Consider the following 15741-nt stretch of genomic DNA (forward strand, 5'->3'; position numbering starts at 1 on the left):
AGGGACGCCTGGAGAGACGAACCATGTGCCAAACCCGCCTATTTCCTTCGCGATCGTCTCCGAACACGTAAGGTCGCCGCAATGGACGTGCTGAGCGACGTGCTGTCGGTGGTACGTACCGGCCGCCCGAGGTTCGCACTCGTGGCGTGGCAAGGCCCCTGGGCGCAACGGTTCTCTCCGGTCCCCGGCGCCGTCGGCTTCCGTGTCGTGGTGAGGGGCAGTTGCGTTCTCGTCCCGGCCGGCGCCGAGCCGGTGCGGCTTGTCGCGGGTGACGTCGTGCTCCTGCCACACGGACGCGGGCATGTACTGGCGGACAGCCCGGCCACACCGCCGACCGCGCGGCCGTGCGATCCGGCCGCCGAGGAGCATCCCCTCGCGCTCGCTGACACGCCGGAACCTTCCACCGTCACCCTGTGCGGCGCCTACGAACTCGCACCCGAGGGCCGGCATCCCTTGCTGCAGGACCTACCCGAGGTCATCCACCTCGACACCCTCGCCGACGGTCGCGGCGAACTGAGGACCGTAGTGGGCATGCTCGACGCCGAATCGGCGCGGCCGCGGCTCGGAACGGACGCCGCCATTCCCGCACTCCTGGACATGCTGCTGCTCTACGCCTTGCGCGCCTGGTTCGACGGCGCCCGGACGGGGCCTGACACCGGTTGGGCGACGGCGTTGCGGGATCCGGGCGTCGCGGCCGCGCTGCACGCCGTCCACCGGAAACCGGCGCACCCGTGGACGGTCGGATCGCTCGCCGCGCTCGCGGGTCTGTCCAGGGCCCCGTTCGCCAAGAAGTTCACCAATCTGGTCGGCAGACCACCGATGCGCTACCTGACCTGGTGGCGCATGACCACGGCGGCCCGGCTGCTGCGCGAGTCCGACGCGCCGCTCAGCTCCATCGCCGATGCCGTCGGCTACCAGTCGGAATTCGCTCTCGCCGTGGCGTTCAAACGCCAGTACGAGATCCCGCCCGGCAAGTACCGGCGGTCGTTTTCCCGCAGCCCGGAGACGCGCTCGCGGCGCGCGGTTCGTCGAGGACCTTTGGCTTAGGCGGCCTCGAGGACGAAGAACAGGAAGCTCAAGAAGGCGGTCTTGCCCGCGAGCTCCTCGGGGAAGCGCTCGTGCGCGCCCGGTGCCGGAGGGGGTTCGCTGATGACGGCGGACCGGAAGCCCGCCGCGGTGAACGCGTCGGTCATCGCGTGCAGGGGCCGATGCCAGTACGTCAGCACGGCTTTCCGGCCGTTGAAGGTGTACTCGTCGGACCACTTGGCGGTCTCGAAGTAGTCGGCGCCGGGATGGACCAGTTTGAAGAGGAGCGGGTGGTTGACGGCCATGATCAACCTGCCGCCGGGTTTCAGCACGCGCCGGATCTCGGCCAGTGGCGCGGACCAGTCTTCGAGGTAGTGCAGCACGAGGGCCGCGACGACGTCATCGAACGCGCCGTCGGGAAAGGGCAGCGGGGCGCCGATGTCGGCGACCTGGAGGGCGGCGTCGTCTCCGAGTCGTTTCCGCGCCAGTTCCAGCATCTTGGCGCTGGCGTCGAAACCGGACACGATGGCGCCCCGCTCGCGCAGTGCCTCGAACAGAGGGCCGGCGCCGCAGCCGGCGTCGAGGATCCGCCTGCCGGTCACGTCGCCGGCGAGGTTCAGGATCGCGGGCCGCGTGTAGTAGGCGTTGAGCAGGCTGTTCTCGGTTTCGGCCGCGTATGCCTCGGCGAAACCGTCGTAGTCGTTCTCCATCGCGATGCCTTTCACCGGCTTTTACGGTTGGCGTTGAACCGCGCTTTCTTCTGGCGATTCCCGCACGTGTTCATGTCGCACCATCTGCGGGTGCGGCTTTGGCTGGCGTCGAAGAAGGCGGCCCGGCAGGTCGGCGACGCGCACAAGGCGAATTTCCCGTCCCGTTCGCCCGCGACGAGGCTGATCGCGTCGGCGGCGATCACGCCGAGGGCGTCTTCCACTCCGGAAACCCGCCATCGCCGCTCGCCCTCGGGCGTCAGGAGGGCCGTGGCCTGTCCCCGGGCGCTGCACTCGTTGATGACCTGGACGGCGGACGCGGGAAGCGCCTCCTGGAGCGCGGTCGCTGTCGCGGCGGCGTGAATCGCTTCCCGCAGCTCGTGCGCGAGGTCGAGTTGGGCCATGGTGCAGGAGTCCACGTCGAGTGCGTTCACGGCCAGCCAGTCCACGAGCCGTTGCGGCGTCGGGGTGCGTTCCACGGCGTCGCCGTGCCGCTCCGTCAGAGTCGCCGTGAAGCTGGTCGCCAGCACGCTGCCGAGGCGGAAGTCGGGAAACCCAGGAGACATGGAACCACCTTAGCCGGTTGCGTGCGGTCGGCTGGGACTGTTAGAACCGTCTGAGCCGGTTCCGCGATGCCAGGAGGTCTCATGACCAACGAGGTGCAAGCATTCGAAAGCCGCGTGACGGACGCCGAACTCGAGGAGTTGCGTGCGCGATTGGCCGCGGCGCGGCTACCCGAGGCCGAGACGGTCTCCGGATGGGGCCAGGGAGTTCCCCTCGCCGACCTCGTCGATGTCGTGGAGTACTGGCACACGGGGTATGACTGGCGGGCGTTCGAAGAGCGTCTCGACCGGATCGGCCAGTTCCGCACGAGCATCGACGGCGTGGGCATCCACTTCCTGCATCGCCCATCCGCGCGTGCCGATGCCACTCCCCTGATCGTGACCCACGGCTGGCCGGGCAGTGTCGCCGAGTTCGTCGACGTGATCGAAGAACTCGCGGATCCGAGGGATGCGGACGCGCCGGCGTTCCACGTCGTGGCCCCGTCGTTGCCGGGATTCGGGTACAGCGACAAGCCTGCCACCACCGGATGGGGCACCGAAAAGATCGCGGCCGCGTGGGTGGAGCTGATGGGAAGACTCGGCTACGGCGAGTTCGTGGCCCACGGCGGCGACTGGGGCGGCAACATCACGACGGTGCTCGGCGGCCGGTTTCCGGAGCATGTGCTCGGGATCCACTCGACGTTCGCACAGGGCCCGCCCGGGTTGTCCATGGACGGGCTGACGACGATCGAGCGCGAGTGGGCCGAGCAGACCCAGGATTTCTGGGGCCGTCGCGCGGCGTACGCGAAACAGCAGGCGACTCGGCCGCAGACCATCGGTTACTCCCTCGTCGACTCACCGGTCGGGCTGCTCGCCTGGATTCTCGACAAGTTCGCGGAATGGTCGGACACCGAAGACAGTCCGTTCGAGACGATCTCCAGAGACCGCGTTCTCGACGACGTGACCCTGTACTGGCTGACGCGGACCGGCGCGTCGGCGGCTCGCATCTACTACGAAAGCCACGACTCGCTGGATCCCGGTCTCCGGGTCGGCGTCCCGTCGGCGATCACCATGTACCCCCGCGACATCGAGAAATGCCCGCGCCCTTGGGCGCAGGAGCGGTACCGGCGGATCGTCCGGTGGCGGTCTCCCGAATCCGGAGGTCACTTCCCGTCGCTGGAAGTCCCCGGATATTTCGTCAAGGACCTGCGGGAAGGTCTAGCGGCGGTACTGGCCGCGGGGAACCGCTGAGGTTTCAGGGAACGAAGCGCTCGCCGTCGAAGCTCATCGCGAGCGGCGGTCGTCTCATGGCGGGCTGTCAGCCGGCGCGAAAGGCGTCACGGATGGCGCGACGGACCTGCGTCTGCGTGGGCAGGAACGCGTGGTGGTAGGGGTCGAGGACAAGGATCTGTCCGTCGGTGCCGTCCTCCTTGACGCGGATCACGCGCGTTGTCGTTTCCCAGTCGGCGTCGAGGTGCCAGAGGAACGACTGCCCGTTCCGCAGGGCGACTCGGCGGGTGTCCTTCTCGGGCCAGGTCATCCCAGCGTGCTGCCGAGGAGGGCGAGCAGTCGTTCCCAGTGGCGCCGTGATCCGGCCTCGTCGAAGGCGTCGGTGTCGGACATGGTGAAACCGTGGACGGTGCCGGGGTAGATCTCGCAGCTGTAGCCGACGCCGGCGGCGTCGAACGCCTGACTGATTTCGGTGATCGCCTCGGGGGTCATGTCGTTCTCGGCGAGCCCGAGGTGGACTCTCGCGGTGAGGCCGGGGATCTGCCGGTGCGGGCTGTCGGGCTGGTCGGTGACCAGGGCGCCGGGATGGAATCCCGCGACCGCGGCGACCCGGCCGGGATGGGCCGTCGCGGTGCGCATCGCGAGGACGGCACCCATGCAGTAGCCGATCGTGGCGACCGGTCCGCCGCGGACCTCGCGCTGAGCGGTGAGGAAGTCGAGGTACGCGGCGGCGTCACTCAGCGCGCGTTCGGTGGTGTGCGCTTCGATGAGCGGCATGATCTGGCCGAAGAGCGCGGGGCGGTTTTCGGTGGTGATGTGTTCGGGCAGGTCGAAAACGGGCGCGGGGCGGTGCCGGTGGAAGACGTTCGGGACGAGTACGTAGTAGCCGTGTCCGGCCAGTTCGCGGGCCATGTCCCACAGGGCGGGGCGTGGCCCGAACGCGTCCGGGTACAGGAGGACACCCGGATGCGTTCCGCCGCCGGGGAAGGCGGCGAAGGCGTCGGACTGGCCGTCCGGCGTGGGAATGCTCAGCGTGGTGGCGGGAATGGCGATGCTCCTCGTCTCGTCGGTGTGCCTCCGAACGTAGACGATCAAGCTCAGCCCAGCCGCAGCCGATCGGCCAGTCCGGCCGCGGTGAACGCGGCCACCAGGTCGTCGCGGCCTTCGGTGAAGTGGTCCCAGCTGTCGATGTGCACGGGGACGACCGCGCGGGCACCGAGAATCCGCGTCGCCTCCGCCGCCAGCGCGCTGTCGAGGACGAGCAGGGCGCCGTCGAAGATCGGCTTCAGCCGGGGTGCCCCGGCGAAGAGCACAGCGGTGTCGACCGGGCCGAACCGGTCGGCGACCTGACGGACGACGTCGAGCGAGGCGTTGTCGCCGCTGACGTAGACCGTCGGCAGCCCCTGACCGGTGAGCACGAATCCGACGACGTCGCCGGTGACCTTCTCCGAGCCTTCCGGGCCGTGCAGCGCGGGCGCGGCGGTCACGGTCACGACTCCCCCACCGGGCCGGTCGAGTTCGACCGTCTCCCAGGTCTCCAGCCCTTTCGCGGTGCCGCCCAGCCTGCCCGCCCCGCTGGGCGTGGTGAGCGTCAAGGGGACTTCCGCCAGCAGCTTCCGGCCGGAGTGGTCGAGGTTGTCGGGATGCTCGTCGTGGGAGAGCAGGACGGCGTCGATGGGGCCGAGATCCGCGGGGTTCACCGAGGCCGGCGCGGTCTTGGTGAGGCCGGGTTTCCCGTCGGGCCGCCCGTAGTGGCCGGGCTCGTCGAAGGTCGGGTCGGTCAGGAACCGCAGGCCGCCGTAGTCGATCACGGCGGTCGGGCCGCCGGTGACCTGGACCGAGAGCTGTTCGCTGAGCTGGTGCATGCTTCTCCTCACGGATATTAATTCCTGCTTCCGTGAGAACATTAACCAGTTGTCACGGAAGAGTGCAACAACTTCCGTGAGGACCTACGATGAGCACGTGGACGACACCGCTGCCCTTCCCCCGGCCCCGGGCTCCGAGCAGTACGTCGCGCTGGCGCTCGCCAACACCACGATCGCGTTGCCCGGCGGCCAGTTCACCGATTTGCTCGGCACTCCGGCCGCCGCGACGACGTGGCTCGCCGAACAGGGGCTCGCGCCGGTCGACGCCGGTCTGCAGGAGATGTGCGCGGGTCTGGTCCGATCGTTGCGCGAGCAGGTGCGGGTGCTGCTCGCGTCGAGGTCGTGCTCGGATCCGGCTCCGCAGAGCGCCCTCAACGCCGTCAACGAAGCGCTGAGCAAGGCGCCCACCGCGCAACTCCTGCGCTGGGACCCGGCCCGCGGGCTGCACCGCACCGCCTCGCATCCGATCACCCAGATCGTCGAGCACGCGTTGGCGACGCTCGCCGCCAACGCCGCGGACCTGCTGACCGGCCCGGACGCGGAGCGGATCGCCGCCTGCGGGTCGCCGCCGTGTACGCGGTTCTTCCTGCGCAACGGGCGGCGCCAGTGGTGTTCCGTGCGCTGCGGCGACCGGGCTCGTGCCGCCCGCGCCTATGCCAGGCGCTCGCAGCCGGCCGGTCAGCGGTAGGACGCGAACTGGTCCAGCAGAGGCTGCGGGGAGTCTTCGGCGAAGCAGAGGACGAGGCTTTCGGCGGATTCGGCCGCAGACGCCTCACTGCGCGGGAACAGTGCCGCCTCGTACGTGCCGAGGGCGGCTTCGACGTCGCCAGGATTCGCGGCGAGCGCGAGACCGAGTTCGGCGCCGTCGAGCATCGCGAGGTTGGCGCCCTCTCCGGCGAACGGTGACATCAAGTGCGCGGCGTCACCGAGCAGGGTGACTCCGGGGACACGGTCCCAGCGGTGGCCGATCGGCAGCGCGTGGATCGGCCGCGGGATCAGCTCGCCGTCGGCGTCGGTGATCAGCGCCCGTAGTCCCGCGTCCCACCCGTCGAAGTGGGCCAGGACGGCCGCTTTCGCGGCGGCGGTGTCACCGAAGTCGACGGTGGAGACCCAGTTTTCGGCGGTTTTCAGCGCGACGTAGACGTGGAGGCTGCCGGCGGTGTCGTGATGCGCCAGAAACCCTTTGCCCGCGCCGAGTGCGAAGAACATGCCGCCGCCGACGAGTGCCGCGCTCGCGGGATGGCGGGTTTCGGCTTCGTTCAGGTGCACTTCGACGAAGGAGACGCCCTCGTAGGCCGGTGCCGCGGCGGACACCAGAGGCCGGACCTTGGACCAGGCGCCGTCGGCGCCGATCAGCAGGTCCGTGGTGAACTTCGTGCCGTCGGCCAGGACGACTTCGTGCCTGCCGCCGCCGAGCGGCTGGGCGCCCGTGACCTTGGCGCCCCAGCGAACGGTGCCTTCGGGCAGGGAGCCGAGCAGCAGGTCACGCAGATCGCCCCGGGCCACTTCCGGGCGTCCGCCGTAGCCTTCGTCGGTCTCCTCGTGATGTAGCACCGCGTGCTGGTCGAGGATGCGCACGGCCTCGCCGCCGGGATGCACGATCGCCCGGAATTCGTCGTGGAGACCGGCGGCCCGCAGCGCGGCCTGCCCGGAGTCCGCGTGGATGTCCAGCATTCCGCCCTGCGTGCGCGCGGACGGCGAGGCGTCGAGGTCGAAGACCGCGGCCTCGACGCCGTTGACGTGCAGGACTCGGGCCAAGGTGAGCCCACCGAGACCGGCGCCGATGATCGCGATGGGGTGATGTGTGGTCATGCCTGATTCCTTTCGACGGGAAGACTCGTGTGGGTGATTCCGGTGATCAGCACCCGCAGCCCCCACGACATCCGCTGCTCGGGTGCTCCGGTGAGCAGGTCGGCGGCGTGGGCGGCGATCTGGGGGTGGGTCGTCTCGTCGGCGTCCCGCACGGCGCGGGCCAGCGCGTCCCACTCCTCCGGTGACTCTTCGTCGGCGTGCTCGGCCGCGGTCGCCGTCGCGTGCTGCAGCAGGATGTCGATCCCCCACGCGCGCCGCTCGGGCGCCACGTCGCCCTCGGCCAGGAGGGCGAGCAGGTTTTCGCACAGCGCGAGATAGTTCTCGCCGCTCGGGCGTGCCACCAGTGCGGACAGGGCGAGACCGGGATATTCGAGCAGCGTCGCGGTGTAGGCCGTGAGCAGCCGTTCGAGCCGATCACGCCAGTCGCCGTCGGGGGCCGGCGAGGGGATCGTGCCGAGGAGTTCGTCCAGGATGGCCGCGTGCAGCTCGGCGGTGTTGCGGACGTAGACGTAGAGCGAGGCCGCGCCGGTGTCGAGTTCCTGCGCCAGACGGCGCATCGTGACCTTCCGGAGGCCTTCTTCGCGCAGGATCGCGACCGCGGCGGCGACGATGCCGTCACGGGTCAACGCGGGTTTGGCCGGTCGTTCCCGGCGGCTCTTCTCGGGTGCCATACGGCCATCATACCGAACATGTTCGTGACGAACATGTTCGCCATGGGTCGCGGCTGACTCAAAGCGCAAAACGGGGGTGAAATGACAACGGCAGAGAGATCGACTCTCCCTGCCACTTCCAACATATAGCGCACCCAGGGGCTTGCGGCAAGACCCCGGGCATGCCGCAGAATCCCCCGCCGTACCGGCACGAGCTCGACAAACGGGGGAACTCTTGATCGACGTGATCATCGCGGGCGGCGGACCGACCGGCATGATGCTGGGCGCCGAACTGCGGCTGCACGGCGTCCGTGTGGTCGTCGTGGAGAAGGACCTGGAGCAGACCAAGGTCGTCCGCTCCATGGGTCTGCACGCGCGCAGCATCGAGGTGATGGACCAGCGTGGCCTGCTGGAGCGGTTCCTCGAGAACGGAACGAAGTACCCGGTCGGCGGCTCCTTCGCGGGTATCCGGAAATCGGCGCCGCCGCTGGACAGCGCGCACGCCTACATCCTCGGCATCCCGCAGACCGTCACCGATCGGCTGCTGATCGACCATGCCGCCGAAATGGGCGTCGAGATCCGGCGTGGCAGCGAACTGGCCGGCCTGAGCCAGGACGAGGACGGGGTGGACGTCGAACTGGCCGACGGCACGAGGTTGCGCTCGCGATACCTCGTCGGCTGCGACGGTGGGCGCAGCACGGTGCGCAAACTCGTCGGGATCGGCTTCCCCGGAGAACCCGCCACCGCCGAGACCCTGCTGGGCGAGATGGAACTGACCGAGGACTGGGAAACCGTGCTCGCCGTGATGACCGAAGTCCGCAAGACCCAGTTGCGCTTCGGCCTCTCCCCCATCGGCGACGGGGCCTACCGGGTCGGCGTGCCGGCCGAGGGCCTGGCCGACGACCCACGGATCCCGCCGACCTTCGACGAGGTCAAACGACAGCTCAAAGCCGTCGCGGGCAGCGATTTCGGCGTGCACTCACCGCGCTGGCTCTCCCGTTTCGGCGACGCCACCCGCTTGGCTGAGCGCTACCGGGACGGGCGTGTGTTCCTGGCGGGCGACGCGGCGCACATCCATCCGCCGGTCGGCGGACAGGGGCTCAACCTCGGTGTCCAGGACGCCTTCAACCTCGGCTGGAAACTGGCCGCCGCGGTCAACGGCTGGGCACCGGAGGATCTGCTGGACACCTACCACACCGAACGGCATCCGGTGGCCGCAGCGGTGCTGGACAACACCCGTGCGCAGATGCAGCTGATGGCACTCGATCCGGGCTCCCAGGCGGTCCGGCGGCTGCTGGCGGAACTCATGGACTTCGAGGACGTGAGCCGGTTCCTGACCGAGAAGATCACCGCGACCGCGATCCGCTACGACTTCGGAGAAGGGCACGAGCTTCTCGGCCGCCGGATGCGGGACCTGGAGCTCGGACGGGGACATCTCTACGGGCTGACCCGCGGCGGCCGGGGTCTGCTGCTCGACCAAACCGGCGCGCTGTCGGTCCAGGGCTGGTCGGATCGGGTCGATCACGTCGTCGACGTCAGCGAGGACCTCGACGTACCGGCCGTCCTGTTGCGGCCGGACGGTCACGTGGCGTGGGCGGGCGAAGATCGGCAAGGGCTCGTCGATGCCTTGCGCCGCTGGTTCGGAGAGGGCGAAGTCCTCTAGCGCGCCCAGGACGGCGGCTATTGGCTGAGGGCGTTCCGAACCCGCTGCCACGACAGGAGTTGATGACCATGGCCGGACGGGTGGTGCATTTCGAGATTCCGTTCGAGGACGGCGATCGCGCACGCGGCTTCTACCGCGAGGTCTTCGGCTGGAAGACCGACACGATGCCGGGGATGGACTACACCATGGTCACTTCGGGGCCGACCGCCGAGACCGGCATGCCCGAGGAGCCGGGGTTCATCAACGGCGGGATGCTGGCCAAGGAACTCAGCCCCGCTTCGGGCCCGGTGATCGTGCTCGACGTCGAAGGCATCGACGACACACTCGCGGTCGTCGAGAAGCAAGGCGGCGCGACCCTCGTCGGCCGGACCGCGGTCGGCGACATGGGTTTCGCCGCCTACTTCAAGGATCCGGAAGGCAATGTCATGGGGCTCTGGGAGACCGCGTGATCCCGCAGGGCCCGTGACCGCCGTGGTCACGGGCCCTGCGGTCCCCGGTAGGGCAACGTCTGGTTGTAGACGATGTTGGTGTTCGTGCTGCCGAAGAGCGCGAGCTCGTTGACGATCTCCTCCAGCCGCCCCATCGACGGCGCCGCGATCTTCAGCGAATAGCAGTCGTCACCGGTCGTGCGGAGGCATTCGAGGATCTCGGTCCGCTCGGCCAGGAGCTTGTGCAAGGGCGCGTGCTTGCTGCCCGGGTACTTCAACCGCACCACCGCGAGCACCACGTACCCGGCCTTCTCCAGATCGACCTCGGCGCGATAACCGGTGATCACCCCGGCCGACTCCAGCCGCTTGACCCGTTCCGTCGTCGCCGACGCGCTCAAGCTCACCCGCTTCCCCAGCTCGGTGAGCGGAAGGCGCCCGTCCTTCTGAAGCTCGACCAGGATCGCCCAGTCCGTCGCGTCGAGAGTCTCGGCCATCGGGGGAGAATACCGGCAGATCCACGGCGGAGAGGGTCATACGCCGGGAAAGATCCCTTCCCGGGATTCGGCTCCCGCCGATAGCCTTGACCTGTGCGAATAGGTGTCAACGTCCCGAATTTCGGACCGGGGACCGACCCCGGGATCCTCCGCGGCTGGGCCACCACGGTCGAAGGCCTCGGCTACGACCTGCTCATGGTGTCCGACCACGTCGCCATCACCCCCGACGTAGCCGAGCAGTACCCGGCTCCGTTCTACGAACCGTTCACGACGCTGTCGTGGCTCGCCGGCGTGACCGACCGGATCCGGCTGGGCACCACCGTGCTCATCGTCCCGTACCGGCATCCCCTGCTCATCGCCCGCATGGCCGCGAACCTGAACCAGCTCAGCGGCGGGCGGCTCGTGCTCGGCGTCGCCTCAGGCTGGGCCCGTCAGGAGTTCGAAGCACTCGACGTCCCGTTCGAGCAACGGGGACGGCTGACCGACGGCCACCTCGACGCCGTCCGGAAGGCGTGGGCCGACGACGCCGACTACCGCGCCGGCGACATCCCGATCTGGGTCGGCGGCAACAGCGACGCCGGAATCCGCCGCGCCGTCCGGATCGGGGACGCCTGGCACCCGCTGCGGACCACCCTCCCCTGGCTCACCGAAGCGCTCACCAGGGTCAAGACCATCGCCGACGCCCACGACCGGCCGGTCCCCGCGTTCGCCCCGCGGATCCTGCTCAACGTCACCGAAAACCCGGTCACCGGCCCCGATCGCCCCGCCGGGGAAGGCACGATCGAGCAGATCGTCGACGACCTCGACCACCTTCGCAACCTCGGCGCCGAGACGGTCGTGCTCGATCCGTTCTCCGGCGATCCCGAGGAGACCCTCCGCCCGGAAGCCGCCTGGCAGGCACTGGCGACCGTGGCCGCACACTGGGAACTGGGCCGCTACCGAACCGAACAGGACCGACGATGACCGAAGAAGACGAGAAGTTCCTCCGCCGCGCCATCGAACTGGCCGCGAAATCCCGCAAGGACGGCGACCCGCCCTTCGGCTCGCTGCTCGTCGGCCCCGACGGCACGGTGCTGGCCGAAGACCACAACACCTCGGTGTCGCAATCGGACATCAGCCTGCACCCGGAGCTGAAACTCGCCGTGTGGGCCGCCCGCGAACTCGAACCCGCCGTCGCCGCGAAGACCACCATGTACACCAGCTGCCAACCGTGCGGGATGTGCCAGGGCGCCATCGAACGCTCCGGCCTGGGCAAGGTCGTGTTCGCCCTCTCCGGCGAACAGGTCACCGCGCTCAAACCGCCCGTCACCGCGCCGCCCGTTCGGCTGGAGGGGCCGGCGCTGTACGACGAGGCCCGTGTCCCCGTCGAGGGCTACTACACCTCGTGAGCGGTCAGGGCCAGCCGCGTCTTGTCCGCCCGAAGTCCGTGAGGGCCTCCTTGAGGGACTCTGGGTCCCTCAAGGAGGCCCTCACGGACTCGCGGGTCGTGGAGGGGGACTTCGCGGTCAGGCGCCTAAGATGATCACGATGTCCGCCGAACTCGTGCCCACCGCGCCGGAACCACCGGCCCGCCTTCCGGAGACCAGGCCCGAGAACCGGCGGCGGATCCTCGCCGAAGCCGTCGCGCTGCTGCCCGCGCTTCCTCCTGCCGACCCGCTCGACCGGTACGCGATCCGGCACATCACCACGCTCTGGCTCGAGACCGACAAGACCGACCACACCCGCCGCGCCTACTACGCCGACCTGTCTGCCTGGCTCGGCTGGTGCGCCCGCACCGGGCTCGACCCGCTCATGGCGCGCCGCGCCGACGTCGACGCGTGGAAGAACACCCTGACCGTCACCGGCAAGGACGGTCTGCCCCGGCCCGCCGCGGACTCCACGGTCGCCCGCACTCTCGCCGGAATCTCCAGCTGGTACCGGTACCTGCAGTCCAACGACATCGCCGACCGCAACCCGGTCTCCGCGGTCAACCGGCCCAAGACCGGCAAGACCCCGCCGCTGCCGGCGCTCGGCGGCGAGTCGACGGCGAAACTGCTGAACCACATGGAGAAGCGGGCCCGCGCGAACGACACCGAACCGTCCTGGCGCGACGCCGCCGTCGTCGCGATCCTGTTCTACACCGGCCTGCGCGTCTCCGGCCTCACCACCGCCACCGTGCAGGACCTCGACACCGACTCCGGGCACACGATCCTGCGATACACCGCCAAGGGCGGCCACCGCGACTTCGTCCCGCTCGTGCCCGCCGCGCAGCACCCGCTGCGCCGCTACCTCGAGCTGCGCGCCGCGCGCACCGGCGTCCGCCCCGATGAGCTGACCGGGCCGCTGCTCGCGACCATGCCCCACCGCTACGACAGCACCAAAGCCGGCGGGAAACCGCTGGCGCAGCGAGATGTCTGGTTCCTCCTACGGGCACAGGCCCGTGCCGCCGGACTCGCCGAAGCGAACACCATCTCCCCGCACACCGCGCGGCGCACCACGGGAACCCTGTTGCTGGCCAACGACGTCCCGGTCCAGAAGGTCCAGGACCTGCTGGGACACGCCGACATCCGCACCACCCGCGACCGCTACGACGCGCACCGCCACAAACTGGAGACCTCTCCCGTGCACGCGCTCGCGCAACTGCTCGCCGACGCGCGTCACCGTCAAAGCTGAGCCTGCCCCAGCTGGGACTTCGTCGCCCCGATCACCACACCGTCGACCCGCGCGAGCCAGCTCCCGCACAGACACCGGACGTACTCAAGCCTCCCCTGGGAAACCCGCTGGGACCTCGTCGCGCTTCCAGGCAGTTCGGCCAGCGGCCAGCCGCACCGCGGGCATTCGTTCGCTTCCATGCCCCCGATCGTGCTGTAATGAGTCAATGCACTTCAACCCTTACGGCGGCGCGGCGGCACAGATCGCCGCCGACCTGGTCAACCTCGGGGACGCCGCCGACCCGGCCACGCTGACCACGATCTTCCGCGACCGCATGACCGTCGCCGCCGTGAAGGACCACGAATCGACCGAGATCATCGCCTGGACCAAGCGGCTCCGGGACGTCTTCGAAGCGGACCCGGCCACCCGCGTCGACCTGGTCAACGCACTGCTCCACGATTCCGCGTCCAAGCCCTACATCTCCACCCACGACGGCAAGGCACCCCACCTGCACTACGTCGACGCGCAAGCAGGCACCGCGTCCCGCGTCCGTGCCTACACCGCGGGCGGACTCGCACACCTCGTCTGTGACGCCCCGGACCGCTTCGGCGTCTGCTCACGCGAAGGCTGCGAAACGGTCTACGTCGACATCTCCCGCAACGGCCGCCGTCGATTCTGCTCCACCCGCTGCGCGACCAGGGTCCACGTCGCCGACCACCGGAACCGGCAAGCGAGCTAGCACGCGTTCACCGAGGGGTTCTCCCGGTACCTGTATCACCCGGGTCTCCCAGACGTCCAAAACGCCGGTCAACCTTGGATCGAGCCCGGAGAAGCCCGGAATCACGACAAAAGGTACGGAGACCAATGGCGGACGAACAAGTCACCGCTCACCCGGAACTATTCGATTTGCGCGGGAAGAATGCCCTCGTCACCGGCGGCACCAGGGGCATCGGGATGATGATCGCGCGCGGCCTCCTCCAAGCAGGCGCTCGCGTCGTCGTCAGCTCACGCAACCCGGACGCGTGCGCGGAGGCGCAGCGTCTACTGGCCGAATTCGGCGACGTTCAAGCGATCCCCGCCGACCTGTCCAGGCGCGACGAGTGTCAACGCCTCGCCGATCTCGTCAAGGGCGAATCGGCACACCTCGACATCCTCGTCAACAACGCGGGAGCGATGTGGCGCGAGCCGCTGGAGACGTTCCCGGACGAGGCATGGGACGCCGTGCTCGACCTCAACCTCAAGTCGCCGTTCTGGCTGGTGCAGGCGCTGCTGCCCGCACTGCGCGGGGCGGGCACCGCGGATGATCCCGCGCGGATCATCAACATCGGCAGTATCGCCGCCATCCACGTCGCCGAGTCACCCAACTACTCCTACGCCAGCAGCAAAGCGGCACTCCACCAACTCACCAGGGTGCTGGCCAGGGAACTCGGCCCACACCACATCACGGTGAACGCGGTAGCCCCGGGAGTGTTCCCGTCGCAGATGATGGCGGCCACGATCGATGCCATCGGCGACTCGATCGCGGCGAAGACCCCTCTGCGACGGCTGGGCCGCGACGACGACATGGCGGGCATCGCCGTGTTCCTCGCCGGCCGGGCCGGGTCCTACCTCACGGGTTCCGTCATCCCGGTGGACGGCGGCATCGCGACGACCGCATCGGGAACCTAGCCGTCGGGGTACCCGCAGTGCCTCCCTCCGGCGGCGGGGCAGGCTTACGGTGAGGGAATGGCCACGATGGATCCACGCGCCGATATCCGGGAGTTCCTCAGCTCGCGGCGAGCCCGCATCACCCCCGCGCAGGCGGGCCTGACCGCCTACGGCGGCAACCGTCGGGTCAAAGGTCTGCGCCGCGAAGAAGTAGCGCTACTGGCCGGGGTATCGGTCGACTACTACGTGCGCATGGAGCGCGGCGGCCTCGCCGGCGCTTCCGACGGCGTGCTCGAGGCATTGGCCTCCGCCTTGCAGCTCGACGAGGCGGAGCGCCAGCACCTGTTTCACCTCGCGCGCCGATCCGGCCCACGCCGGCGCCGGTCCACCGTGACGGTGCGCTCGACGCTGCAGCAGGTTCTCGACGCGATCTCCGATGCGCCGGCCTTGATCGGCAACGGCCGTTACGACGTGCTCGCCACGAACCACCTCGCTCGCGCGCTGTACGCACCGGTGCTGGCCGACCCGCGACGGCCCGCGAACACGGCGCGGTTCCTCTATCTGAACCCCGAGGCCGCCCGAGAATTCTTCGTCGACTACGAACAAGTCGCCAGTGCCGTGGCCACGAAGCTCCGCATGGAGGCCGGCCGCAACCCACACGATGAGGAGCTGATCGCCTTGGTCGGCGAACTGTCGACGTGCAGTGAGCCATTCCGGCGGCAGTGGGCGTCTCAGGACGTGCGATTGCACCGGCCCGGCCGGAAGCGTGTGCGACACCCGATCGTGGGCCAACTCGACCTGGACGTCGAGCCCTGGGAACTGGCCGCCGAACCCAGCCTGCACCTGAACGTCCACACCGCACCCGCGGGCACACCGACCGCAGACAAATTGGCGCTCCTGGCGTCGTGGGCGGCCACCCAAACCGCTTAGGCGCTGTCCTGCAAGTCGTGTTCGCGGTCTTCGCGCCCAGGTGGTCCCTGACGGCACGGGCGGATGCGGCCGAGTACGACCCGGTACGAGGCCGATCCGCCCGCACTGTCAGGAAC

Annotated in this window: 20 protein-coding genes; 11 read left to right on the forward strand and 9 right to left on the reverse strand. The window is 69.2% G+C overall.

What is annotated here, in order from left to right; translation table 11 throughout:
- Positions 1-81 precede the first annotated feature (81 nt).
- The gene (locus CVV72_RS08405) at positions 82-1047 is read left to right on the forward strand and encodes an AraC family transcriptional regulator (RefSeq protein ID WP_219151835.1); all 966 of its coding nucleotides are present in this window, start codon (positions 82-84) and stop codon (positions 1045-1047) included.
- Here the strand turns inward: CVV72_RS08405 and CVV72_RS08410 are convergent.
- Both CVV72_RS08410 and CVV72_RS08415 read right to left on the reverse strand, forming a co-directional pair.
- Entirely contained in the window at positions 1044-1736 is a 693-nt protein-coding gene (locus CVV72_RS08410) for a class I SAM-dependent methyltransferase (protein WP_219153870.1), read from the reverse strand. The genes CVV72_RS08405 and CVV72_RS08410 overlap by 4 nt on opposite strands.
- An 11-nt stretch (positions 1737-1747) precedes the next feature.
- The gene (locus CVV72_RS08415; protein ID WP_219151836.1) at positions 1748-2299 is read right to left on the reverse strand and encodes an ABATE domain-containing protein; all 552 of its coding nucleotides are present in this window, start codon (positions 2297-2299) and stop codon (positions 1748-1750) included.
- 81 nt (positions 2300-2380) lie between these two features.
- Between CVV72_RS08415 and CVV72_RS08420 the strand changes: the two genes are divergently transcribed.
- Entirely contained in the window at positions 2381-3526 is a 1146-nt protein-coding gene (locus CVV72_RS08420; RefSeq protein WP_370641879.1) for an epoxide hydrolase family protein, read from the forward strand.
- A 67-nt stretch (positions 3527-3593) separates the two neighbouring features.
- On the opposite strand, the gene CVV72_RS08425 is transcribed toward CVV72_RS08420, so the two are convergent.
- The 3 genes from CVV72_RS08425 to CVV72_RS08435 are packed head-to-tail and all read right to left on the reverse strand — an operon-like array spanning position 3594 to position 5370.
- Positions 3594-3815 carry a hypothetical protein gene (locus CVV72_RS08425; RefSeq protein ID WP_219151838.1) on the reverse strand — a complete coding sequence of 74 codons (222 nt, stop codon included), beginning with the start codon at positions 3813-3815 and terminating at the stop codon, positions 3594-3596.
- Positions 3812-4600: a dienelactone hydrolase family protein gene (locus CVV72_RS08430; RefSeq protein WP_370641880.1), complete on the reverse strand. Its 789-nt coding sequence runs from the start codon at positions 4598-4600 to the stop codon at positions 3812-3814. Before CVV72_RS08430 ends, CVV72_RS08425 begins: the two co-directional genes overlap by 4 nt.
- A gap of 2 nt (positions 4601-4602) precedes the next feature.
- Positions 4603-5370 carry an MBL fold metallo-hydrolase gene (locus CVV72_RS08435; RefSeq protein WP_219151839.1) on the reverse strand — a complete coding sequence of 256 codons (768 nt, stop codon included), beginning with the start codon at positions 5368-5370 and terminating at the stop codon, positions 4603-4605.
- 97 nt (positions 5371-5467) lie between these two features.
- Between CVV72_RS08435 and CVV72_RS08440 the strand changes: the two genes are divergently transcribed.
- Positions 5468-6058, forward strand: coding sequence for an ABATE domain-containing protein (locus tag CVV72_RS08440; RefSeq protein WP_219151840.1), 591 nt, complete (start codon positions 5468-5470; stop codon positions 6056-6058).
- On the opposite strand, the gene CVV72_RS08445 is transcribed toward CVV72_RS08440, so the two are convergent.
- The gene (locus tag CVV72_RS08445) at positions 6049-7182 is read right to left on the reverse strand and encodes an NAD(P)/FAD-dependent oxidoreductase (protein WP_219151841.1); all 1134 of its coding nucleotides are present in this window, start codon (positions 7180-7182) and stop codon (positions 6049-6051) included. The two genes, CVV72_RS08440 and CVV72_RS08445, sit on opposite strands and share 10 nt — an antisense overlap.
- Positions 7179-7853, reverse strand: a complete 675-nt coding sequence (locus tag CVV72_RS08450; RefSeq protein ID WP_219151842.1) for a TetR/AcrR family transcriptional regulator — start codon at positions 7851-7853, stop codon at positions 7179-7181. Before CVV72_RS08450 ends, CVV72_RS08445 begins: the two co-directional genes overlap by 4 nt.
- 214 nt (positions 7854-8067) lie before the next feature.
- Here CVV72_RS08450 and rox point away from each other — a divergent pair, with 214 nt between their 5' ends.
- Positions 8068-9495: a rifampin monooxygenase gene (gene rox / locus CVV72_RS08455; protein WP_219151843.1), complete on the forward strand. Its 1428-nt coding sequence runs from the start codon at positions 8068-8070 to the stop codon at positions 9493-9495.
- Between the two features lie 68 nt (positions 9496-9563).
- Entirely contained in the window at positions 9564-9944 is a 381-nt protein-coding gene (locus CVV72_RS08460) for a VOC family protein (RefSeq protein ID WP_255632586.1), read from the forward strand.
- 26 nt (positions 9945-9970) lie between these two features.
- Here CVV72_RS08460 and CVV72_RS08465 read toward each other — a convergent pair whose 3' ends face one another.
- Positions 9971-10417, reverse strand: a complete 447-nt coding sequence (locus tag CVV72_RS08465) for an Lrp/AsnC family transcriptional regulator (RefSeq protein WP_007034427.1) — start codon at positions 10415-10417, stop codon at positions 9971-9973.
- A 93-nt stretch (positions 10418-10510) separates the two neighbouring features.
- Between CVV72_RS08465 and CVV72_RS08470 the strand changes: the two genes are divergently transcribed.
- The 3 genes from CVV72_RS08470 (at position 10511) to CVV72_RS08480 (ending at position 13069) form a co-directional block, all read left to right on the forward strand.
- A complete protein-coding gene (locus CVV72_RS08470) occupies positions 10511-11380 on the forward strand; it encodes an LLM class flavin-dependent oxidoreductase (RefSeq protein ID WP_219151845.1) in 870 nt (289 codons plus the stop codon).
- Positions 11377-11805, forward strand: coding sequence for a nucleoside deaminase (locus CVV72_RS08475; RefSeq protein WP_034320551.1), 429 nt, complete (start codon positions 11377-11379; stop codon positions 11803-11805). Before CVV72_RS08470 ends, CVV72_RS08475 begins: the two co-directional genes overlap by 4 nt.
- Positions 11806-11944: 139 nt before the next feature.
- On the forward strand, positions 11945-13069 hold the full coding sequence (locus CVV72_RS08480) for a tyrosine-type recombinase/integrase (protein ID WP_219151846.1): 1125 nt from the start codon (positions 11945-11947) through the stop codon (positions 13067-13069).
- On the opposite strand, the gene CVV72_RS08485 is transcribed toward CVV72_RS08480, so the two are convergent.
- Positions 13060-13248 carry a hypothetical protein gene (locus CVV72_RS08485; protein ID WP_034320545.1) on the reverse strand — a complete coding sequence of 63 codons (189 nt, stop codon included), beginning with the start codon at positions 13246-13248 and terminating at the stop codon, positions 13060-13062. The two genes, CVV72_RS08480 and CVV72_RS08485, sit on opposite strands and share 10 nt — an antisense overlap.
- Positions 13249-13274: 26 nt before the next feature.
- Between CVV72_RS08485 and CVV72_RS08490 the strand changes: the two genes are divergently transcribed.
- From CVV72_RS08490 to CVV72_RS08500, 3 genes are all read left to right on the forward strand, one after another.
- Positions 13275-13787 (forward strand): CGNR zinc finger domain-containing protein, encoded by a 513-nt coding sequence (locus CVV72_RS08490; protein ID WP_219151847.1) that lies wholly within the window; start codon positions 13275-13277, stop codon positions 13785-13787.
- 125 nt (positions 13788-13912) lie between these two features.
- Positions 13913-14716 carry an SDR family oxidoreductase gene (locus CVV72_RS08495; protein WP_219151848.1) on the forward strand — a complete coding sequence of 268 codons (804 nt, stop codon included), beginning with the start codon at positions 13913-13915 and terminating at the stop codon, positions 14714-14716.
- A gap of 57 nt (positions 14717-14773) precedes the next feature.
- Positions 14774-15625 (forward strand): helix-turn-helix transcriptional regulator, encoded by an 852-nt coding sequence (locus tag CVV72_RS08500; RefSeq protein WP_219151849.1) that lies wholly within the window; start codon positions 14774-14776, stop codon positions 15623-15625.
- Positions 15626-15741: the final 116 nt, after the last annotated feature.

Origin of the sequence: Amycolatopsis sp. TNS106, from assembly GCF_019330265.1 — a bacterium.
In the GTDB taxonomy this organism is placed as follows: domain Bacteria; phylum Actinomycetota; class Actinomycetes; order Mycobacteriales; family Pseudonocardiaceae; genus Amycolatopsis; species Amycolatopsis lurida.

What these genes read in the sequence shown, in the direction of transcription:
- CVV72_RS08500 (WP_219151849.1), top strand. Translation starts at nt 14,774, where the DNA reads ATGGCCACGATGGATCCACGCGCCGATATCCGGGAGTTCCTCAGCTCG.
- CVV72_RS08480 (WP_219151846.1), top strand. Translation starts at nt 11,945, where the DNA reads ATGTCCGCCGAACTCGTGCCCACCGCGCCGGAACCACCGGCCCGCCTT.
- CVV72_RS08410 (WP_219153870.1), bottom strand. Translation starts at nt 1,736, where the DNA reads ATGGAGAACGACTACGACGGTTTCGCCGAGGCATACGCGGCCGAAACC.
- CVV72_RS08435 (WP_219151839.1), bottom strand. Translation starts at nt 5,370, where the DNA reads ATGCACCAGCTCAGCGAACAGCTCTCGGTCCAGGTCACCGGCGGCCCG.
- CVV72_RS08425 (WP_219151838.1), bottom strand. Translation starts at nt 3,815, where the DNA reads ATGACCTGGCCCGAGAAGGACACCCGCCGAGTCGCCCTGCGGAACGGG.
- CVV72_RS08475 (WP_034320551.1), top strand. Translation starts at nt 11,377, where the DNA reads ATGACCGAAGAAGACGAGAAGTTCCTCCGCCGCGCCATCGAACTGGCC.
- CVV72_RS08445 (WP_219151841.1), bottom strand. Translation starts at nt 7,182, where the DNA reads ATGACCACACATCACCCCATCGCGATCATCGGCGCCGGTCTCGGTGGG.
- CVV72_RS08495 (WP_219151848.1), top strand. Translation starts at nt 13,913, where the DNA reads ATGGCGGACGAACAAGTCACCGCTCACCCGGAACTATTCGATTTGCGC.
- CVV72_RS08415 (WP_219151836.1), bottom strand. Translation starts at nt 2,299, where the DNA reads ATGTCTCCTGGGTTTCCCGACTTCCGCCTCGGCAGCGTGCTGGCGACC.
- CVV72_RS08420 (WP_370641879.1), top strand. Translation starts at nt 2,381, where the DNA reads ATGACCAACGAGGTGCAAGCATTCGAAAGCCGCGTGACGGACGCCGAA.
- CVV72_RS08460 (WP_255632586.1), top strand. Translation starts at nt 9,564, where the DNA reads ATGGCCGGACGGGTGGTGCATTTCGAGATTCCGTTCGAGGACGGCGAT.
- CVV72_RS08450 (WP_219151842.1), bottom strand. Translation starts at nt 7,853, where the DNA reads ATGGCACCCGAGAAGAGCCGCCGGGAACGACCGGCCAAACCCGCGTTG.
- CVV72_RS08405 (WP_219151835.1), top strand. Translation starts at nt 82, where the DNA reads ATGGACGTGCTGAGCGACGTGCTGTCGGTGGTACGTACCGGCCGCCCG.
- CVV72_RS08485 (WP_034320545.1), bottom strand. Translation starts at nt 13,248, where the DNA reads ATGGAAGCGAACGAATGCCCGCGGTGCGGCTGGCCGCTGGCCGAACTG.
- CVV72_RS08465 (WP_007034427.1), bottom strand. Translation starts at nt 10,417, where the DNA reads ATGGCCGAGACTCTCGACGCGACGGACTGGGCGATCCTGGTCGAGCTT.
- CVV72_RS08490 (WP_219151847.1), top strand. Translation starts at nt 13,275, where the DNA reads ATGCACTTCAACCCTTACGGCGGCGCGGCGGCACAGATCGCCGCCGAC.